Here is a 20,953-nt window from a genome sequence, read left to right on the forward strand (position 1 = left end):
TCTCGGAATAGATTAATTCACTGATGGGGATTTGCCTTTGATTGATTATCACAAAGCTCTCTAAGTCAGAGGCTTGAATCGTGACCTCCTCTATCGAGCGGTTGATGCTCCAGTGCTGTGACTCACGGGTTTCAAAGCTGCGAACCGCGCTGCGTTCGATAGTGATTTTAGGGGCGTAGCTGGGCTTAATCACCAGATTCTGTTCATCTAGGGCTTTAATTTCACCTGTGATTTTATCGCCATTGGTGAGAAACACTGTATCGGCAATCGCCGGATGGCTCAGGGCACAGAGCAAGAGGGCAAGGCTGAAATTGAGGTTGCGTTTGGGCATCTTGCATCTGGCTCACATGGGAAATTAAGGCCTGGTGCAGAGTCTAGCTTATCCTGCCTACCACAGCCGAGTGAGATGGCAAGGAATGGAAACTCATGCTCAATTCCTTACCCGTATCGTTCATTAGCGTGAATTAATCTCGGTGATTTTGAGGTTGAGCAGTTGTTTTTGCCAACGGCTTTTATCGACACCTTCAACCCAAATGACCGGACTCTTACGCTGCTCACCTTTGCGTAGGTAAGTTTCTGGCATGCGGAAAATCGCTTCCCAGATGTCGAGCTTCTCGGTTTTGAGCAGGGTGCCATCGTCGGCAAAGAAACTGGTTTCCACTTCAACTAAGGTCACATGTTCACCGCTGGTGCTGGCAAGCTCGAAGGTCAGGCCGAGTTTATCGCCCTTCCATTGACTCTCTCTGAAGGTGACTTTAATGCCATCTTTAGCAGTAGAGCCTAAGAGCTCTGGGCGCGCAATGGCGTTCGCCGTTAGCGTGGTGACAGGTTTGGCGGCTTCAACGGCCACTGGAGTTGAAGCTACGGCCGCAACGCTGGGCGCGGCTGCAACTGTGGCTACCGCTGGCGCTTCGGCGACTTTAGTCTCTGTGATGATATATTCCCAAGTGAAGTCATCTTTTAATCTGACTTGAGCGCCATTCTCTAGGGTGATGGTCGCCACATCGGCCGCCATCACAGATGAAGAGAGCAACAATAATGAGCTGAGCGCGCTGAGGCGAAATGAACTGGGCATGGTTTCTGGCTCCGATATCCGTCTGAGTCAATATTTTGCCCTAACATAAACAATTTACTGCCATTAAGTCACTGTCTAAGTCGCATTTGTACCAATAAAATCGATTTTAAATCCCGACAATACAGCTTGTGCTTGTTGGCTGTGGCACTATCAATCCAAGAGCAGTATTTAAGTCCGCTAAAGGAGATTGCCATGTTTTGTCGATATGGATGCTTAATCGCATTATTGTGCAGCGGGATTGCCACCGCGCAGGAGGATGCGCCCAAGGGCTGCGGAGCAAAATTGGCGGCAATTGAGGCACAGCTTGCTGAGGCTAAAGCGGCGGGAAATCAAAATAAGGTCAATGGATTAACAACAGCACTGGAGGCGGTTGTCGCCGATTGTGAGGATGACTCCCTATACGCCGAGCGTTTAGCTAAGGTCGAGGCCAAACAGGCTAAATTAGTCGAGCGCCAAAATGAACTCAGCGAAGCCATCGCTAGTGGACAGTCGATGGAGAAGATCAGCAAAAAACGCCAAAAGGTCGCAGAGGCGCAGGCTGAGCTGCATCAAGCCGAGACCGAATTGGAACAATAACGGCAGTAAAACCGAGCCGAAAGGGAACCATTGTCGACTCATGCGGCATTTTACATAGATACGCCCTTTGAGCACTGGGTCTCGGATGCTAAAATCGTTTTAAAAATATATGGTTGTGAAATATTTGTTGCACAGATGCCGCAGTCGCACGTCATGTGCTCGCAACCTTAAGCCCTTATCTTGGCATGGCTGACCTGGGCAGATAACCCAGCCGTTTTTCTAGGAGTAGATTGTGGATCAAGAAATTCGCCTTCAAATCTCGAACTGGCTATCGAGTATCGGGATCGACAGCCAACCATCCGACGGCATATCGACCAGCATTATGCTGCTTGCCTGTGTGCTGGTGGCGGCCATTGCCTATTTTATTATGCGCCGCGGGGTGATCCGTGCGGTCAACATGGTGATCCTGCGCTCCAAGGCGACGTGGGACGACGTATTTATGCGTTACCGGGTGCTGGAAAAGTTGGCAATGTTAGTGCCTGCTATCGTGCTAAACCTTCTGGTGCCTATAACCTTAACCGAGCATCCCGTACTCAGCAGTTTAGTCGACCGTCTATTGAGTATTTGGTTGGTGATCCTGATGATCCGCGCCATTTACGCAGGGCTCGATGCGGTTAATGAGATTTCCGATGTCAATTTGGTCAGCCGCCGCTTGCCGGTAAAAAGCTTTGTGCAGCTGATTAAACTGTTTCTGTTCTTTGTCGGTCTGATCGTGTCGATTTCTGTACTGGCGGATCAATCACCCGTGTACTTCCTCAGCGGTTTAGGTGTGGCAACGGGTTTTGTGATGTTAGTGTTCCGCGACACCATTTTAGGCTTCGTGGCGGGGATCCAGCTGGCGGCTAACCGTATGGTCAGCAAGGGCGACTGGATCCAGATGGACAAATACGGCGCCGACGGTGCGGTGGAGGAAGTGTCCTTAACTACGGTCAAAGTGCGTAACTGGGACAAGACCATCACTATGATCCCCGCCTATGCCTTAGTGTCGGATGCGTTTCGTAACTGGCGAGGTATGTCGGAGTCGGGCGGTCGCCGTATCAAGCGTGCGGTCAATATCGATATCAACAGCATTAAGTTTTTAACCGAGGAAGAGCGTAGTCGACTCAGTAAAATCAATTGCTTGAAAGAATATTTCCCTGCCAAGATCAGTGAGATCCAAGAGTCGAATGCCAAAGTGTCGGATCTGGATATGAAGGTCAATGGCCGCCATCTGACCAACGTTGGTACCTTCCGCGCTTATTTGCAGGAGTACCTGCAACGCCATGATAAAGTGCACAAAGATATGACACTGATGGTGCGCCAACTGGCTCCAACGACCGAAGGTTTGCCGATTGAGATTTATATCTTTACCAATGATACACGTTGGGCCTTTTATGAGGCGATACAAGCGGATATCTTCGATCATATCTTTGCCGTGTTGCCCGAATTTGGTTTACAGGCCTTCCAAGCGCCGACGGGCAACGATATCCGCAGTCTAAAATCGGTGAAAGTCGAGGGCTAATCCCGACTGACTAAGATGGCGGCGAGGGTGAGAAACACGCCGCCGCTGGTACGGTCAAACCAATGCAGTTTGTTGCTGGCCTTTAGGCTCGGGGCCAGCACATTGGCCATAGAGGCGTACAGCATCACAAAGCTAAAATCGACCAGCGCCCAAGTGAGGGCAAGAATCGTCAGTTGCGGCATTTGTGGGGCGGTTAAATCGATAAATTGTGGAAATAACGCCGCAAAAAACAGTAAGTCTTTAGGATTGCTGATCCCCACTAAAAATGCCTGTTTATAGAGTTGTTTAGCAGTTCCTTTTCCTTCTGTTTTCGTCACTTCCAGCTTTTGCCCCTGCGACTTGGTGAGCACGAGTTTAATGCCCAAAAACACCAGATAGGCGGCGCCGCACCATTTGAGCAAGCTAAAGCCGTATTCCGAGGCGCTGATAATGGCGCCTAATCCTGCCGCCGAAGCGGCCATCAGCACCAGCACGGCGCTGACACTGCCAAGCCCTGTGGCTATGCTACGTTTTTTGCCGAAATGAATGCCGTGGGACATAGACAACATGGCGATAGGCCCTGGGGAAATCCCAATTAAAACAATCGCAAAAAGATAGAGTAACCAAGTCTCGGTCTGCATGTTTTGCTCCGTAATTCCTTAGGCATTAACGTCGGTTGTCTGGCGTATAGTCGGGGATCGTTTTGGGATGACGCCCTTTAATGCTGCGGTAAAAACGGAGGATTTCCGCCATATCTTGTTCTATTTCTTTTGGTTGCAGTGGCGGCTGGATCACCACGGCCTTACGGGCAAAGTCTAAGCCCACAGGCACTATGGGTACCTGCGCCTTGGAGGCGATATGGTAGAAGCCGCATTTCCAGCGGGTCACAGGGCTACGAGTACCTTCGGGAGCGAGCGCGAGTTTATAGTCGGGTTGAGTGGCAAACAACTGCACGGCAGCATCGACTAAATTATTGTTTTTACGCCTATCCACTGGGCTGCCTCCGATAGCGCGGAACAACCAACCCCAAGGCGGAATAAACAACTGATGCTTACCGAGGAAGTGTATACGGGTGTTTAAGGCGCCGCGGGCGAGCACGCCGATGATAAAGTCCCAGTTACTGGTGTGTGGGGCAACAATCACAATGTATTTGGCTTGATTGGGGAGTTCCCCCTGGATTTGCCAGCCTGAAATTTTAAGTAGCCAGCGGCATAAATGTGTAAACATAGTTTGGTGCTCAGAGTCGAAAAATGAATAATATCATCAGCTTTTTTTAATTATAAATCGGCTTAGACAAGATAGTCTGTGCCAAATTCGTTATAGTACATTTTTACCTGATTGTTGGGGAGGGATACTATGTTGCGACAGGGATTGATGAAAAAACACATTTTACAGTGCTTCGCGGTACTGATGTTGCTGTTTGCTGGCCAAGCGAGTGCGGTGCCGACGGATGACATTGCCCAAATGCTAAAAGGTCAGGAAGATGCGTGGAACCGCGGCGATCTTGACGCTTACATGCAGGGTTATTGGAAGAACGAGCAACTCAGATTTGTCTCTAACGGTAAGTTTCGTTATGGCTGGGAGGAAACCCTTGCCGTCTATAAGAAAAATTATCCGAATAAAGAGGCGTTGGGTGAGCTGAAGTTCACTATCAAAGAAATCAAAATGCTCAGCAACTATGCCGCTATGGTGGTTGGGCGCTGGGATTTAAAGCGGCAAAAGGATGCACCCTCGGGCGTTTTTACTCTGCTGGTGGAAAAAATTGATGACCGCTGGGTGATCACTATGGACCACAGTTCGGACTGATAAATTGATCTCGGACTAGCAAGCTAAAAGTGAGCTAGGCAGTCCGGTTCTTTAGGTAATTGTGGCGGCAGGGTGAAGTGGAAGTCCTGCTGTCCCAGCCGTCGACCCTTACCATCGTATCTCACCTCGGTAAACTGGATTTCCCCTTGGGCATCTTGCAGCAAAATGCTGGTGGAACGGGTGCCATAGTCGGGGTGACGAATATAAATCGCTGCGAGTCGGCGTTCCCACTCTAGCCCGACGCCAGTGTCGGGTAGCTCGTTATCCTGTGGCCGCGAATCATCCTGCATCAACTGGATGAGCGACTCTAACTCGAGTGGTCCCGCTTGTTGGATAAGGGCCTCGAGCGAGCGTTGGCCTTTAGCCATTTTCGGCCAGATATCATCGAGTGCGCCATTGCTAATGGCATGGAATCCTGCGGTGAGTTTTACCGTGTTCCGCTTAAGACTGTTAAAGCAGTAGAGATCCGTCCCTTGGCCAAAAACGAGATTAAATGGCTGATAATCTTCGGCGTGTTCCTCAAGCCAGTTAGGGCAGATAAGCGAACCCGAGCTTAAGGCTTTAATGATCAGCTCCCCGCGGCTGCGCATTGGCTCTTGGGATTTTTGAGCCACTCTCAAGTTAGTGATTCCTGCAATTTGCCCCTGTTTATTTACGCCAAACCAAGTGCCCCCCGCCTGCAAATCTTTGCCCGCGAGCATATTCTGTTCCGGTGGCCAAAATTGTGCTGGAGCTGTGGGCCTATGGTGAAACTCATCCCGATTGGCGCAAATGATCAGCGGATACTGAGGATGGGTATTAAGGGCGACAAAGAGTATGCACATAACAGGCTAAGTTTATCCAAGGATAAGGTTAACTTAGCCTGTCTATCGGCAAATGAACAGTGTTAGTGGTGGTGCTTATTGCCATCACCATGGGAATGATCATGGTCGTGACTATGGTTCTGACTGTGTGTATGAGACTGTGTATGGCTATGTCCGTGCCCATGTGACGCTTCTGCTGCCTGGGTATGCGCGTGAGCATGAGCGTGTCCGTGATGATGACCATGGGGTGCAGGTTTTAGCAACATTAAACGACGCAAGAACTTACGAGGTCCTAGGCGCAGTAAGCTCGCGGCAAATAAGGCAGATAGGATAAATAGTGCAGCTAAGTTAATCGCCTCGGGTAAAGTGATCATCGAGAACCACATGGGCAACTTAAGCGCTGCGACAAGTGATACGGCGATTATTGCCAGCAAAATACCGCGCTGTGGCCAGCTCATGAGTTTAAGTTGGGCGATGTTCAGTACGGGTGCTGCAATCAGGGGCAGTATGATGGCAATTGGGCTCCAGCCGCTGTAGGCGAGGGCAATCGACAGTACTGCTGCACCTAAATTACAGAAGCGCATAGGTAAAAAGACCAACAAGAGTACGGCAATCTGCAACATAGGATTGCTTAACGGTACCGAAGGATGGCCGATCAGATTGACTAGCACTAGGCTGAGGAGCACCCAAGGGGCACTGCGATCAACCAGATGGGCAAAGCCAAAGCGTAGCGCATTGTTGGGCAACTTGTTGTGGGGATCGGTTATCTCGACCCGAGCATGGGCCAGATAAGCACTCATAATAAACACCACGAGTAGTTGGAATAGTGCCAGCCAAGGGCCAAGCAGTAGCGCGGTGAGCACAAGCGCCTCTGGGCCCGCTAAGCGTTGGAACCAACGGCGAGCAAGGCTGTTATCCTGCGGAGTTAAACCAAACTGGAATCGCAGCGCGGCCGCGGCATAGCTGAGTAAAAGTACCGGCGCTATGGTCATTAACCAAGTGGTTAGCTGTTCGGTGCTGTGATCGTGGTGGGCATGTTCATGGCCGCCAGAATCCATCAGTAACAGCACCATCAACAATCCAATCCCCAGTAAACTGCCGATACCGGCCTGATATTCATACTGGCCTTGCTTATCGGTGTCGTGTTGACCATGGGGTTGATGCAGCACGACGTGCAGGATTGAACCTGTCACAAAGGCTTGTAAATAAACGGTATTATCTAGACTGAGTTGGGATAATAATTGCTCGCCCGCGAAATAACCCACGCCTGTGAGCAGCATCATGGCGACTAATACTAAACTCGCCCAACGGGTGCCGACTTGAGGTTTGAGTAACCACCAAATGGCGAGACCCACGGGTAGTCGGTGTAATATCACCCCGAGCGCTAATAGGCTGGAATTGCCATCCTGCTGCGCCAGCACCATAGCGCCGCCATCTGTGATGGTATGCAGTAAAAGACCGCCAATCCCGAGGGATAGGGTGAGATTATGGGTGATCTCTGAGTAGCGATGGAATAAGCGTTCGCTGGCGGTCGGTCCCCAGAGGCCGAGGACAACAAAAACGATGGCCAATAGGCCGCCGTGCTCGAGCAATTCAGGCAAAATATGGATCAGCACTAGCCCGCCTAAAGAGACGAAGATAAAGCCATCGAGTCCCTTCTGTAAGCCGCTGCCCGATGAGAAGTAGCGATAAAACAGTGGTCCGATTAATAGTGCGATACAGCTAGCGAGAAGATAGAGCATGGATTCCACGAATTTTGCTGAAAAAACGCCATAGTATACCAGTTGTAATCAAAATGAGCAGCGACTTACTGGCAATTTACGTTTCCATAGTGATAGCAGCGCTGTAGATTAAATAATCAATGCGTGGGGCGGTGATTATTTACAGTATGCCGGAGTAGAAATACAACCTTTGTTAGCCTTAGATCGGGCTCGCAGTCTTCAGATAATTCGACACCCCATCGAGAAACATTTGCACCGAGATCATAACCAGTACCATTCCCATCAAGCGCTCAACTGCCGTTAAGCCTTTTTCACCCAACATACGGGTAAAAAGCTTATAGAACATTAGGATAACTGCACTCGCTCCCCACGCAGACACTAGCGCTATCGTCCAGTCACCCATGCGAGTGCTGTCGGTGTGCGCGAGTAAAATAAGCGCAGCCAGAATCGATGGCCCCGCCATCAAAGGAATGGCCATAGGGACGATAAAGGGTTCCTCTCCCGCCGCAAGACCAACCACGCCGCCCGGCTGAGGGAAAATCATTCGAATGGCGATCAGGAACAGGATAATCCCGCCAGCAATACTGACTGACTCGGAACGCAGATTTAAGAAACTGAGGATGGCTTCGCCGGCATACAGGAAGGCCAACATGATCAATAATGCGAAAATCAGTTCACGGATCAAAACCCTACGACGTTTTTTCGGATCGATATGCCTTAAAATCGACGCGAAAATCGGTAAATTACCGAGGGGATCCATGATCAAAAACAACATTACCGCAGCAGAAAATATATCCATTTAACGTTATCAACACCCAAGCCAACATGAGCCGATATTGTATAACTTTTTCGCGTTACAGATGTAAAAAATTACCAATGAAAACTAATTCTCAATAATTCTTTTGTTGTACTTGATTACAAGCAATAAACACACCTTATTTTTTTACTCGATAAATAAAGTTGAAATATTTTGAAACATTTACAAACAAAATTGTAACAACAGTTTATTTCACATCCTTTGAGCCTAATAAATAACCCAATTTGTTGACTAGTTGTTTTTCAGGTGATAAAAGTTTGTCTCCAAAGTTGTTTGTTTGTTTAATATAAAAATAAATATAGGGAGAGATAGAATGGCTATTGAGTCATACTTAACCAAGGCGGTGCGAGTAGCTCTCGTTGCGAGTACTGCAAGTATTATGTTTGGGGCTTCTGCATATGCGGCAGAAGATGCTCCGGGTGCAAACAAGAAAGAAGAAGTTGAAAGAATTGCAGTTACAGGTTCGCGTATCATTCGTGAAGGGGCCATTGCTCCAACTCCAGTTACGGTTATCACAGGCGAGGAGTTACTCTCTACTGGTGTTACAAACATTGGTGAGGCGTTAAACCAATTACCCGCTTTAGGTAGTACATATTCGCTTGCTAACTCTGGTCGTTTTATTGGTACTTCAGGTCTTAACTTGCTTGACCTTCGTAACATGGGGACTGATAGAACTTTAGTGCTTGTTGATGGCCGCCGCCATGTCGCGAGCTCTTCTGGCACATCTTCCGTTGACATTAACACTATTCCTAGTACATGGGTTGAAAAAGTAGAAGTTATTACTGGTGGTGCATCTGCTATTTATGGTGCCGATGCAGTAACTGGTGTTGTTAACTTTATTTTAAAGAAACATGTAACTGGATTAGATGTCTCTACTACGTTAGGAACTGCTGAAGATAGCAATTTTACTAAAAAGCGTTTTTCAGTTTCTTACGGTACCGACTTTGACAATGGTAGAGGTAATATCGCTGGTGCTTTTGAGTATAGCGGTCAAAACCAGCTAAAGGCATTCGATCGAGATCAAACCGCGACTTCATTTGCGTCCATCACAAACTCCAATCGTCCTAATGGTGATGAAAACGACCCAGCTTATCCTGATAAAATCTTAACTCCAAATGCTGGACATTATCGAATCAGCAACGCTGGAACATTTAATCTAAATGGCTGGAAAACCTTTAATCCAGATGGCTCAATTAAAGATGTTTATATTGGACCTAATTCAGATGGTGGTTACTGTGCAGACTGTGATTACACTAACTTGAACCAGTTCGTTGAGTTGCAGCCGGAGTTTGATCGTTATAATTTCAACGTCAAAGGTAACTATGCTATCTCTGACGATATGAATTTCTACGCAGAAGGGAAATATGTGAGAAGCAAGTCTCATGATATGTTCCAACCAGCGTTTTTCTTCTTTAATCCTGTGAACACAATCAGTATTGATAACGCATTCATTCAAGATGACCTGCGTGACTTAATGACTGCCAATGGTAAAACAAGCTTAACTATCAACCGATTCACGACGGATTTAGGTTTGCGTCTTGAAGATGATACCCGTGAAACACAAAGATATGTTGTTGGGTTGGAAGGCAATCTCCTTGAAGATTGGTCATACGACGTCTTTGCTACGTACGGGCAAACCGATCTTGAGCGTGTAAACCGTAATAACCTAGTTTATGCGAATTATGAAAATGCTTTAGATTCTATTCTTGTTGATGGCGTTGCAGTTTGCCGTGATGAGGCTGCAAGAGCTGCTGGTTGCGTGCCTGTAAACATTTTTGGTGATGGTCAAGCAAGCCAGGGTGCGCGTGATTACATCAACACCACGTCTACAGGTTCTTCTGTTATTAAGCAAACTGTGTTGGGTGGTTCTGTAACTAATTCTGCATTGTTTGATTTACCAGCAGGCGCAGTTGGTTTCTCTGCTGGTGTTGAATACCGTAAAGAAGAAAGCGAAGTCTTTGAACCTGATAATGCTGAAGGTACCTTCTTCAACGTGTTAGGTGAAGATAAAGGCGACTTTGATGTTAAAGAAGTATTTGCAGAGATCAGTGTACCGCTGTTGAGTGATCTTCCATTAGTTCGCCAGTTAGACGCTGAATTGGCTGCACGTTATGCGAATTACAGTACAATTGGAAGCGCTACAACATGGAAAGCGGGTTTGAGTTGGGAGGTCTATGATGATCTTCGTATTCGATCTACTTACTCTGAGGCTATTCGTGCGCCTAACATTAGCGAGTTGTTTGGTGCGCAAAGTCAAAACTTTTTCAACGTAGATGACTCTTGTAAATCTTCTGAGCTTGATAATTTAGCTAATTCAGAGCTTCGTCGTCAGAACTGTGCGGCGTTGGGGATCCCAACAAGTTTCGATTCAGACTACGATTCTGCAAGTGTTGATGGTTTCTCAGGTGGTAACAGAGAGCTTAAAGCAGAAGAATCTACAAGTTATACTGTTGGTGGTGTTTTCCAACCAAGCTTTGTTGATGGCTTAGTGCTAACTGTTGATTATTGGAATATCAAAATTGACGATGCTATCAGCGCGGTTTCTGCCCAAGATATTATTGACAAATGTGTTGATTCTCCAAGTGGCGTTAACAACGAATATTGTGCGTTGATTACACGTGATCCAAACAGTCACGAAATTACATCAATTCGTCAATATGCGTTGAATATCTCTTCATTAGAAGCTGCTGGTATCGATTTCGATATCGGTTACAACTTTGAACTCTTTGGTGGTGATTTACGTTCAAACTTGATTGCGACCAAGTTACTCAAGAGAAGAGATTACTCATTCCAAGATGAACCAGATGTCTATGAAAACTATGTAGGTGTAGTTGGTACTCCTGAATGGCAGGCTAACTTAACCTTTAACTATTCATGGAATAGCTGGCAGGCTACTTGGAGAACTCGCTTCATTGAGGGGGTAAGCTTATACACAGATCAAGAGCTTGCAGTAAATGCTAACCCAAATAGCCTATTATCTTATGGTGACTATTACATTAGCGATATGGGTATTGGGTACAACTTCGATAATGGTATAGAGCTGAAGGTTGGTGTCGATAACCTGTTCAATAAAGACTTACCTTACGGGTCTACTGGTACAACAGCTGGTTCTGCGGCTTATGACAACATAGGACGTTTCTTCTATACAACCATTAGCTTTAGTCTGTAATGGTCTATAATTGACTTTTAGATTAATTACATAATTTTTTGAACTAAATTCAACATCAAAAAAGGGCTCAAATTAATTTGAGCCCTTTTTCTTTTATGTCAAATCTGGGTTTCGCATAAACGGATGTAAGGTTTTAATGTTGCATGAGTGGCTATTACTAATCCTTAGCTGTGCGATGTGTTTGCTGAATAACAGCTGACAAAACATAAAAAAGAATCTCCTTCCTGAATGTATCAAGTTGTTACATTAAAGTGGTCCTGATATGTTTTTGCATCCCACGAAAATCGGGGAATATATTCAACACCGCGAGCCGCTAAAAACAAACTTGCCATAGAGCAAATTGGCACTAGCCTTTAAAAATAGCTTGGTTACAGCGCACATTGTGACGGAAGGAAGAGTAATGCGAAGTTCAAAAAGTATCACAGCGTTAGGATTGATGTTGGCCTTGCTGAGTGGCGCAAGTATTGCGGCGCCCAATCATACGCCAGCGGATGCGGGTGTCATTAATAAAGAAAGGATCCTTTATTGGTTGATCAAGCGGGGTGAAGTCTCCGCCGATGCTAGCGACAGCGTTAAGCAAGCGGCCGTTGAAGCCTATATTGCCCGTGCCAGTCTAGCTCAGCCCAAAGAGCCGAGAATGGTGATTGAGGCCGAACATGACAGACTGCAGAAAGTAAAATCGACAGCGATGATGCGCGCACCCGCACAGCGGGTGTTAGGGGATGCAGACGTGACCAAAACGGTGAAAGTATTAACCGTACTGATTGATTTTCCTGATTTAAAGTATAACAACAATGGTTTGACGGCGAGTGATACCGACATGTATTACTCAAGTTACCCCGCGTCTCACTACAAGAATTTACTCTTCTCCACCACTGGCTTTACGGGCCCGCAAGGTCAGACCTTAGACTCCGCCTATCAATATTACCAAGCCGTTTCAGGCAAGACTTTCTTCTTTACTGGCGACGTGAAAGGTTGGTACACAGCAAGCCAAAATGCCGATTACTATGGCGCCAATAATGCTGGTAGGGGGAGTGATGCTAATGTGACTGAGCTGGTTAAAGAGGCCGTTAGCCAAGCGGTTGCCAATATGTCGGCGGCGGAACTCGCAACCTATGATATTGAAGATCCATACGATTTAAATAATAACGGCAATTTAGATGAACCCGATGGCATTATTGACCATGTGATGATTTTCCACTCCAGTATTGGTGAAGAAACTGGCGGCGGTAAATTAGGGGACAACGCGATTTGGTCGCACCGTTATTATGTTGACCAGAGCACGCAAGGTTATAGCCTACCTGGGTCGACCAAAAAACTCTTCGGTTACACCATTCAACCAATCGATGCGGCGACAGGGGTCTGTACCCATGAGTTTGGCCACGATCTGGGCTTGCCCGATGAATATGACACGACGGAGAACACCAATAAAGATGGTTCTCCCGTGGGTGCTTGGTCTTTAATGTCTTCGGGTAGTTGGACTGGCGCCATCCCTGGTACTAAACCTAGCGGTTTTAGCCCCTACGCGCGCTCCTATTTACAGGAAAAATATAAAGGTAAATGGCTGAATGAGCGTGAAATCAGCTTAGACAGTATTCCTAAATCTGGTATGGAAGTGACACTGAATCAGGCGTCAAATCAAGAAGTAGTGAACCAGGTATCGATTCAGCTTCCTGCGACACAAATTGCCTTTAAAACACCTTATGAAGGGAGCTATCAGTATTACTCCGGCCAAGGAAACATGCTGAGCAATAGCATGAGCTTTACGGCAAACTTACCGGCGACGAGTGAAAAACTCACGCTTGCGATGCAGGCGAGTTGGGAGGTTGAAGCCGACTACGACTATATGCAGGTCAAAGTGAACGGTGTGGCGATTGCGGGCAATTACACTAAGTCCGTCAACGCGATTAACAGCGCTCGACATATTATTACGGGTAAATCATCGAGCATTTCGGCAGCGGTCGGCAGCGACGCTTGGGTGGGGTTGGAATATGATCTGTCAGCCTACGCTGGCAAAGCTGTGACGATTGAATTTACCTATGTGACCGATGAGGGGGTGAGCGAATCAGGTATCACTATCGACAATATCAGTATCAAACAAGGTGCAGCTGAGCTGTATGCCGATAATGCTGAGGTTGCGGGTCAAGCGACTCTGGCTGGTTACAGTCGGATCACCAATACGCGCCCAGGTGCAGCATCCCGCTACTTAATCCAATTACGTAGTCACAATGGTGTCGATGCCGGATTAAAGAATGAAGGTTTTGATCCCGGCGTACTCCTGTGGTTAGAGGATTTTAGTTATTACGATAACAATGTGTCTGATCATCCCGGCCGAAGCTTAATAGGCGTGATTGATGCGGATCAGAACATGATTGGCAACAACTCGACCGATGTACAAATCCGCGATGCGGCCTTCAGCCTAGTCAGACAAACGGCTTATACTGGCGACACTAACCTCGAACCTACGAGTCTGTTTGACGATAGTTTCGATTACAGTGCACCGCTCCAACCACAGTCGGGGATGGTGCTGCAAAAGCTGGGCTTGACGATGCAAGTGGTCTCTCAAGCCAGTGACAACAGCACCGCGGTGATCCGTTTAGCCAATGCGAATGCCGATCCCGCATTAACGCCCTTAACGGCAGCGATCAATCTAAGCCAAAATGGCTTAACAGCCTCTGTTACTGCAGTGGTTGATGGTGGCGAAGGCGCATACACTTATGCTTGGGATTTTGGTGTTGCGGGAGCGACCAGCACTTCAGCGTCGGCGACTTATACCTACGCGAACGCAGGAACCTATACGCTGACCTTAACGGTAACCGATGCCAAAGGCACAATTGCTACTGCCACTAAAACGCTTGTGATGAGCTTGCCCTTAACCGCTGGTTTTAGTGCCAGTGCCAACCAGCTTACGGTGAACTTTAGCAATACCTCGGCAGGTGGTGTTGGTAGCCGCAGCTATACATGGAACTTTGGCGATGGCACCTCAAGCACCTCGGTATCGCCATCCCATACTTATACTCGCGCGGGCACTTACCTTGTCACACTGACAGTGAAAGATACCCAAAACGCTACAGCAAGCAGCAGCTCAAGCGTTACCGTGTCTGAGCCAACGACACCGGGTGAAACCCCAAGTAGTGGCGGTGGTGGCAGTCTAAGCTGGCTGAGCCTGATGTTGCTCGGTGGTTTTGCGTGGCGCCGCCAGCGTCAATAAGCGGATGTGCTAACGAAAAATGCCTCTGATATAGAGGCATTTTTGTTTTTAGCACTTGAGTTAGTCTAGTTTTAACTTAGCCATCGCTTGTACTGCGGCCGGGAGGAACATTTCGCTGACAAACATTTCCTCCTGGTCATGGTGAAAATATCGACGTCGGCCCCAGAGCTCGTGTTCGACATTTTGCGCTAAACTCTGAGCGAGCTGGGCGAGGCGACTCTCGGTGGTAAAGCGGGCGATTTCGATGCGACCAGGCACAAAACTATCTTGGCTAAACAATAATTCACCGAGTGGACGTGTACCTAGGCCTAAAAAATCAGCTTGGCGGGTCGATAATAAAGACTGAGGGATCAAGGTTCTAGCAAATACCCAAGGCACAGAGTCGAGGCAGAGTAAGACTTCGCGTACCCAAACGGCGTTTTGCTTGGGATATTCTCCTTCGAGCGGGACGCATTGGCCTTCACCGAGGATTTTGACTTCGAACTTATCGCAACAGCCCTTGAGCTTTTGAGTCAGGCTTCCCGGCGCCAGTAACCATTCTTTGAGGGGAGAAGAGGGAAGATTTTTGGCGTTATCGGCACAAAACCATTGAATAGATTCGCCATAGGGAAAGCTTAAGCTGGTCACACTCATTAAATACTCGTTACAATATAAGCAAACGTCGGCAGTCTACCAGATAGATTGGGAAGTTTCTTCCATTGACCATTATTGTTTTTAGGGAGCTGTAAACCGCGATGAAAAAATTATTATCAGCCTGCCTGATCTTATTCAGTGTTGTATTGAGTGCATATGCGGCCGACGAGAAAGAAGCTGCTCCCGCTGGAGATTACGCTTACTACGGTTTTGAACCCGAAATCGTGACTAACTATATTTCAAACCGCAAGAAGCTGGGGTTTGTGAAGATCAGTGTCGAGCTGATGGTGAAAAATCCCGATGATCTCGTCATCCTCGAGCGCCATGACCCGCTGCTGCGCGCCGCGATTATCGAAGTGCTGGGTAATCAGGCCGAAGAAAAGATTAAGTCCCTCACTGGCCGCGAAGAAATCCGCCGTGAGTGTTTCGATATGGTGAATAATCTGCTGACCAAAGAAGCGGGCAAACCTCTCGTGGTCAACCTGCTGTTTACCTCCTATCTTTACGATTAATCTCGCTACTATGCTAAGGGCTGAACTTTGGTTCAGCCCGCCCTTGCTGATAAGTCATTATGCCTAAACCCGCCATTAAAACTGCCGCTAAACCCGCGACGTCATCCGCAGGAAAACGAGGTAAGCCAATCACGCCAAAATCGGTAGCCAAACCCCAAGCTGCGAAACCGAAAACGGTCAGCAAGCCCAAAGTAAAGCCCGGCGAGAAGAAGCGCTTACATCCACGTAATTTGCATATTAATGGCTATGACTTTCCGGTACTGATGGTGAGTTATCCCAAGCTAAAAGCCTTTGTTCGGCCCACGCCCTATGGCGACTTGTCTATCGATTTTGCCGATCCCTCGGCGGTAAAAACTCTTAATGCGGCTCTCTTGCAACATCATTATGGGCTGGCATTTTGGGATATTCCCAAGGGCGCGCTGTGCCCACCAATCCCTGGACGGGTCGATTATCTGCACTACTTGGCCGATCTGTTATTTGAGGGCGGCAAAGTTAAGCGCGCTGCGGCAATCCGTGCCTTAGATATAGGCACTGGGGCGAATGGTGTTTACGCCATCTTAGGGCATCAAGTGTATGACTGGCAGTTTGTCGCCTCGGATATTAATCCTCAGTCGCTTACCAATGTGCAGCGGATTATCGACAATAACCCGAGTTTGCAGGGGCACTTATCCTTAAGGCGGCAGCAGGATGACAAGGCGGTCTTTAAGGGGATTATTCAAGCTTCTGATCGCTTCGAGCTAACCCTGTGCAATCCTCCCTTTCATGGCTCGTTAAAAGAAGCGAGTCAAGGCTCGCTGCGTAAGGTGCGTAATCTGCAACTTAATCGGGGTGAGCAGCCTAAAGCGACCAGCGCGACCTTAAACTTTGGCGGTCAGGCGGCGGAGTTATGGTGCCAAGGGGGGGAAAAGCAATTTTTAGCAACTATGATCCGCGAGAGCCAAGCGTTTGCCGAGCAGTGTTTGTGGTTTACCAGCTTAGTGTCGAAGCAGGAGAATCTAAAGCCCTGTTATCAGGCTTTGGAAAAGTTAGGTGTCGATACCGTTAAAACCATCGAGATGCAGCAGGGCAATAAGATCACTCGGTTACTCGCATGGAGTTTCCATTCGCAGGCTAAACGTTTGCAGTGGCGAAATCAGATAGTTAGCGGGACATAAAACACAGGCGCCGAGAGCGCCTGTGTTTTTAGTCAGCCTCAATTACTGGGCTTTTTCCTGTGGATGGTCACGGCGAAATAGTGCCCACTCATCAATTTTTTCACCGCTTGGCAAAGTACAGACACCTTGTTCACCTTCAGCAGTCTTTTGGATTTCCGAGGTGCCGCCCAGTGAGACGCAATATTCGGCGGCTGGATTGGCGATTTTCACTTTAGTTGCTGCTTTAGTTTCAGTTTTTACTTCGGCTGGCGCCTGGGTTGCAGGCTCGGTTTTGTCGCCGCAGCCGGCTAAGCTGCCGCACATAATCAGGCCGATTAACAGTGGTGATGTTAACTTCATGCTGTTTTCCTTGTCGTTGAGTGACTTATTTACGTCCTAAAATCCGCAAGATACGCAGAAATAGGTTGATGATATCCATATACAACGCGGCGGCGCTGTCGACGGCATTATCGACCGTCTTAGGGATCTGATTCGCGCGCCCCCAATCGTAGCCAATGTAGCCGCAGAATATGAGCACAACTATCCAGTCTAAAATACCGTGATGGGTATTAAAGATAAATATTTCAATCAGTTCTATAACTATCACCAGCAAGAGTGCCATAGTCAGCACCCCAACAATTTTTTGGAAGAAAGCCGGAAACAATGTTCCCAAACACATCATGGCGATAGTCACTAGGCCCGTTATCCGAATCGCTTCAGTTACCAGCTCAGGGTCGTATTGGCTGACGACCATGTTAATGATCAAGCCGAAGGGCACGACCACAAAGTTGTAGCCGATAAAGCTGACGAGGGGATTGCTGGAGCGTTGGAACAGATAAATACCGAAGAAACAGGAGGCGAAATAACCGATAAAGAAAATCCACGGATTAACGCTGGCAATCGCTTCGGGGTCGATATGGCTGACCATCATATAGTTCACGGCAAAACCCCAAAGCAGGGTTAAGCCAATCACTAAATTATAAAGACCCGCGCCTATGAGAGTGTCATTGGTCGTGCGGCGGTCGAATACGCTGTCTCCAGAATCCATTTGATTTTTATATCCTTAGTTGTTGAAAGTAAGCTAGTTACTGACTGCAAATCTTGCAGTGGGGTTGTTTAGGGAGTTTCATTTCGCGAAATTCCATGGTCATGGCATCGATCATCAATATTCGTCCGGCGAGTGTTTTGCCCATTCCCGCAATAACTTTAATGGCTTCGACGGCCTGTAAGCAGCCGACCATGCCCACCACGGGGGCGAGAATGCCTGACTCGACACAGCTGAGTTGTTGCTCGCCGAAAAGTGAACTAAAGCAATGATAACAAGGTGTTTGTGCTTGATAGTCGAAGACGGTAACCATGCCTTCCATACGAATCGCGGCGGCCGAGACCAGTGGGATCTTGTGCTTAAAACAGCTCTGATTTAACTGTTCACGCACACTCACATTGTCGGTGCAATCGACCACGATACTGTGGCTGGCGACTAAGGCATCGATTTCATGGTCATCCAATACCGCATTGATGGTATTGATTTTAACGTGGGGATTGAGCCGATTAAGGTTCTGCTTGGCCGATTCGACCTTAGGTTGGCCGATAGTGGCATCCTGGTGCAGCACTTGGCGCTGCAGGTTAGAGAGTTCGACCGTATCGAAATCCACTAACGTTAACTCGCCAATGCCCGCAACGGTTAGATATTGCCCCGCCGCGCAGCCTAAACCGCCGGCGCCAATCATCAAGACTTTGGCGAGTTTTAAACGTTCTTGGCCATCGATATCCATTGCTTTGATGGAGATTTGGCGGCTGTAGCGGATGAGTTCACCGTCGCTGAGGATCTCTAGTTGTTCATTCATCGAGGCGCACCTTAGCAGAGCACTGAATTAAAAGGTTCAACCGTCACTTGCGTACCCACAGCCGTGTCACCTTGGAATTGCTCCAGCAGCACGAAACAATTCGCCAGACTCATAGAGGTCAACATGCCCGAACCTTGGCTGCCCGTGATGGCCACTTCCAATTCGCCCTGTGCATTGCGGGATAAAATGCCGCGCTGATACTCGACGCGGCCGGGCTGTTTACGCACGGGTGTTGTCAGGGTGGCGGATAGCATCAGTGGCGCTTTCGGGGTTAAGCCCTGCATCTTATTTAAGATTGGCCACACCAACTTGTAGAAGGTCACCATGGATGAGACTGGATTGCCCGGTAAGCCGCAGAATACCGCCTTGCCTATGCGTCCCATGGCGAAGGGTTTACCCGGTTTAATGGCGAGTTTCCAGAAGGTGATTTTGCCTTCTTCATCGAGTATTTGTTTGGTGAAGTCAGCTTCACCGACCGAGACGCCGCCCGAGGTTAACACCATATCCGCTTGGCTTGCGGCATGGCGAAATGCGTGGCGAATAGCCTCTGGGTCGTCGGCTATCACGCCTAAATCCAGCCATTCCACATTGGCGCGGCTGAGTAAACCTTGGATGGAATAACGGTTCGAATCGTAAATTTGTCCCGGCGCTAAGTCACTGCCGACGGGGCGAAGTTCATCACCTGTGGAGAAAAACGCCACCTTAAGTTGGCGGTAAACCCGCACCTGACTCACGCCAATGGTGGCTAATACGCCCAGTTCTGCGGCTTTAATTTCGATGCCCGCTTTCAGCACTTTAGTGCCTTGCAGCAATTCCTCACCACGGCAGCGAACATTGGCGCCCTTCGCCTTAGGGTGATTGATTTGGATTTGGTTGCCCTGTGCTTGAGTCTCTTCCTGCATTTGCACTGTGTCATAACCCGCGGGCACGGGCGCGCCCGTCATAATGCGTACACAGGAATTTGGGGTGATTTCACCTTCAAAACCATGGCCCGCGAAGGAGCTGCCAATCAGTGTCAGTGTGGTTTGATGGGTTTCAGTCGCTAAATCGGCAAAGCGAAAGGCGTAGCCGTCCATCGAAGAGTTATCGAAGGGCGGCAAATCGATACAAGAGGCCAAATCCTCGGCTAAAACGCGGCCAAGCGCGTGGGGAAGGGTAACGACTTCGGTGTCTGACACTGGGCTAACCTGCTCAAGCAGAAGGGGAATGGCTTGATCTGGATGCATTAAGCTAGGTTGCGAACAAGGATCGGCTTTCACGGACATCGGGTCTTCCTTATGGGCAAAAGATTGGGCAAATATGGGGGCTATTATGCCACGCTGTGCTTGCTTGGCTATGATCTGCATAGGAGTTTATGTGATTTGTCAGACAGTTTCCCCCTTAAGTGCTGCCTAAGGTGAATCCTTCTACTCTGTGATTTTTCAGTACAGTTCAGGCGGCGCTAAACGCGAGTCTATGAACAAATGCAAATCATTTTTATCAACTAATCATTAACTTAGCTAAATAAACAAAGGTAAATTTTGTTGCTTTTGGCGACGCCCTTCATGACAATGAGTGCCAAGATTTCAGTTCGAATGCCCAAGAGGATTAACTATGCTGTCTGCAACCATGATCGAAAAGTTGAATGAACAAATTAATATGGAGTTCTTCTCCTCTAATTTATACCTGCAAATGAGTGCATGGTGTGAAGATCAAGGCTTTGAAGGCGCAGCAAAATTTATGCGCGAACATGCGGATGAAGAGATGGGCCATATGCGTCGTTTGTTCACTTATGTGAGCGAAACCGGCGGCTTACCGCTACTGGGTGCAATTGAAGCGCCGCAGTCGCAGTTTGACTCTCTGCTGGCGTTATTCGAGCTGACCTATGAGCACGAGCAGCTGATCACCAGTAAGATCAATGCCTTGGCCCATGCGGCCTTTTCAAACCAAGATTATTCGACCTTCAACTTCCTGCAATGGTATGTGGCCGAGCAGCACGAAGAAGAAAAACTGTTTAAGTCGATTGTCGATAAGATCCGTTTAGTGGGCGAAGATGGTAAAGCACTGTTCTTTATCGATAAAGATTTAGCTAAGTTGGCATCAAAGGGCGGTGAGAGCATTATGAACCCCCAAAGCCAGCCACAGGCTTAAGCCTAATCGCTAGGGTAAAAAGCAGCTTAGGCTGCTTTTT

Annotated in this window: 19 protein-coding genes; 8 read left to right on the plus strand and 11 right to left on the minus strand. The window is 48.0% G+C overall.

Annotated elements, in window-relative coordinates; translation table 11 throughout:
- Positions 1-454: 454 nt before the first annotated feature.
- Positions 455-1,075: a DUF3157 family protein gene (locus tag SHEWMR4_RS00610; protein ID WP_011620948.1), complete on the minus strand. Its 621-nt coding sequence runs from the start codon at positions 1,073-1,075 to the stop codon at positions 455-457.
- Positions 1,076-1,267: 192 nt separating this feature from the next.
- On the opposite strand from SHEWMR4_RS00610, the gene SHEWMR4_RS00615 reads away from it, so the two are divergent.
- A complete protein-coding gene (locus SHEWMR4_RS00615) occupies positions 1,268-1,651 on the plus strand; it encodes a DUF1090 domain-containing protein (RefSeq protein ID WP_011620949.1) in 384 nt (127 codons plus the stop codon).
- Positions 1,652-1,883: 232 nt separating this feature from the next.
- On the plus strand, positions 1,884-3,152 hold the full coding sequence (locus tag SHEWMR4_RS00620) for a mechanosensitive ion channel family protein (protein WP_011620950.1): 1,269 nt from the start codon (positions 1,884-1,886) through the stop codon (positions 3,150-3,152).
- Here the strand turns inward: SHEWMR4_RS00620 and SHEWMR4_RS00625 are convergent.
- Both SHEWMR4_RS00625 and SHEWMR4_RS00630 read right to left on the minus strand, forming a co-directional pair.
- Positions 3,149-3,772, minus strand: coding sequence for a LysE family translocator (locus tag SHEWMR4_RS00625; protein WP_011620951.1), 624 nt, complete (start codon positions 3,770-3,772; stop codon positions 3,149-3,151). The genes SHEWMR4_RS00620 and SHEWMR4_RS00625 overlap by 4 nt on opposite strands.
- A gap of 25 nt (positions 3,773-3,797) precedes the next feature.
- Positions 3,798-4,358, minus strand: coding sequence for a lysophospholipid acyltransferase family protein (locus tag SHEWMR4_RS00630; RefSeq protein ID WP_011620952.1), 561 nt, complete (start codon positions 4,356-4,358; stop codon positions 3,798-3,800).
- A 129-nt stretch (positions 4,359-4,487) separates the two neighbouring features.
- Between SHEWMR4_RS00630 and SHEWMR4_RS00635 the strand changes: the two genes are divergently transcribed.
- On the plus strand, positions 4,488-4,937 hold the full coding sequence (locus SHEWMR4_RS00635; protein WP_011620953.1) for a YybH family protein: 450 nt from the start codon (positions 4,488-4,490) through the stop codon (positions 4,935-4,937).
- A gap of 23 nt (positions 4,938-4,960) precedes the next feature.
- On the opposite strand, the gene SHEWMR4_RS00640 is transcribed toward SHEWMR4_RS00635, so the two are convergent.
- The 3 genes from SHEWMR4_RS00640 to SHEWMR4_RS00650 form a co-directional block, all read right to left on the minus strand.
- Positions 4,961-5,761, minus strand: a complete 801-nt coding sequence (locus SHEWMR4_RS00640) for an NRDE family protein (RefSeq protein WP_011620954.1) — start codon at positions 5,759-5,761, stop codon at positions 4,961-4,963.
- 62 nt (positions 5,762-5,823) lie between these two features.
- Complete coding sequence (locus SHEWMR4_RS00645; protein ID WP_011620955.1) at positions 5,824-7,482, minus strand: hypothetical protein; 1,659 nt, start codon at positions 7,480-7,482, stop codon at positions 5,824-5,826.
- A 178-nt stretch (positions 7,483-7,660) separates the two neighbouring features.
- Entirely contained in the window at positions 7,661-8,260 is a 600-nt protein-coding gene (locus tag SHEWMR4_RS00650) for a YhgN family NAAT transporter (protein ID WP_011620956.1), read from the minus strand.
- Positions 8,261-8,591: 331 nt separating this feature from the next.
- Between SHEWMR4_RS00650 and SHEWMR4_RS00655 the strand changes: the two genes are divergently transcribed.
- Together SHEWMR4_RS00655 and SHEWMR4_RS00660 are read left to right on the plus strand one after the other, a co-directional pair.
- On the plus strand, positions 8,592-11,447 hold the full coding sequence (locus SHEWMR4_RS00655; protein WP_011620957.1) for a TonB-dependent receptor domain-containing protein: 2,856 nt from the start codon (positions 8,592-8,594) through the stop codon (positions 11,445-11,447).
- A 400-nt stretch (positions 11,448-11,847) separates the two neighbouring features.
- Complete coding sequence (locus tag SHEWMR4_RS00660) at positions 11,848-14,658, plus strand: immune inhibitor A domain-containing protein (protein ID WP_011620958.1); 2,811 nt, start codon at positions 11,848-11,850, stop codon at positions 14,656-14,658.
- Between the two features lie 60 nt (positions 14,659-14,718).
- Here SHEWMR4_RS00660 and SHEWMR4_RS00665 read toward each other — a convergent pair whose 3' ends face one another.
- Complete coding sequence (locus SHEWMR4_RS00665; RefSeq protein ID WP_011620959.1) at positions 14,719-15,291, minus strand: chorismate--pyruvate lyase family protein; 573 nt, start codon at positions 15,289-15,291, stop codon at positions 14,719-14,721.
- Between the two features lie 101 nt (positions 15,292-15,392).
- Here SHEWMR4_RS00665 and SHEWMR4_RS00670 point away from each other — a divergent pair, with 101 nt between their 5' ends.
- The gene (locus tag SHEWMR4_RS00670) at positions 15,393-15,803 is read left to right on the plus strand and encodes a flagellar basal body-associated protein FliL (protein WP_011620960.1); all 411 of its coding nucleotides are present in this window, start codon (positions 15,393-15,395) and stop codon (positions 15,801-15,803) included.
- Positions 15,804-15,862: 59 nt separating this feature from the next.
- The gene (rlmF, locus tag SHEWMR4_RS00675) at positions 15,863-16,957 is read left to right on the plus strand and encodes a 23S rRNA (adenine(1618)-N(6))-methyltransferase RlmF (protein ID WP_011620961.1); all 1,095 of its coding nucleotides are present in this window, start codon (positions 15,863-15,865) and stop codon (positions 16,955-16,957) included.
- Between the two features lie 42 nt (positions 16,958-16,999).
- On the opposite strand, the gene SHEWMR4_RS00680 is transcribed toward rlmF, so the two are convergent.
- From SHEWMR4_RS00680 to moeA, 4 genes are read right to left on the minus strand one after another with little or no spacing between them, the layout of a single operon-like run.
- Positions 17,000-17,296 carry a DUF333 domain-containing protein gene (locus tag SHEWMR4_RS00680; protein ID WP_011620962.1) on the minus strand — a complete coding sequence of 99 codons (297 nt, stop codon included), beginning with the start codon at positions 17,294-17,296 and terminating at the stop codon, positions 17,000-17,002.
- Between the two features lie 25 nt (positions 17,297-17,321).
- Complete coding sequence (locus SHEWMR4_RS00685; RefSeq protein ID WP_011620963.1) at positions 17,322-17,984, minus strand: Bax inhibitor-1 family protein; 663 nt, start codon at positions 17,982-17,984, stop codon at positions 17,322-17,324.
- Positions 17,985-18,021: 37 nt separating this feature from the next.
- Positions 18,022-18,783 (minus strand): molybdopterin-synthase adenylyltransferase MoeB, encoded by a 762-nt coding sequence (moeB, locus tag SHEWMR4_RS00690; protein ID WP_011620964.1) that lies wholly within the window; start codon positions 18,781-18,783, stop codon positions 18,022-18,024.
- 11 nt (positions 18,784-18,794) lie between these two features.
- Positions 18,795-20,048 (minus strand): molybdopterin molybdotransferase MoeA, encoded by a 1,254-nt coding sequence (gene moeA, locus SHEWMR4_RS00695; RefSeq protein ID WP_041408659.1) that lies wholly within the window; start codon positions 20,046-20,048, stop codon positions 18,795-18,797.
- 328 nt (positions 20,049-20,376) lie between these two features.
- Between moeA and ftnA the strand changes: the two genes are divergently transcribed.
- Complete coding sequence (ftnA, locus tag SHEWMR4_RS00700) at positions 20,377-20,913, plus strand: non-heme ferritin (protein ID WP_011620966.1); 537 nt, start codon at positions 20,377-20,379, stop codon at positions 20,911-20,913.
- Positions 20,914-20,953 lie beyond the last annotated feature (40 nt).

Origin of the sequence: Shewanella sp. MR-4 (genome assembly GCF_000014685.1) — a bacterium.
Classification (GTDB): Bacteria; Pseudomonadota; Gammaproteobacteria; order Enterobacterales; family Shewanellaceae; genus Shewanella.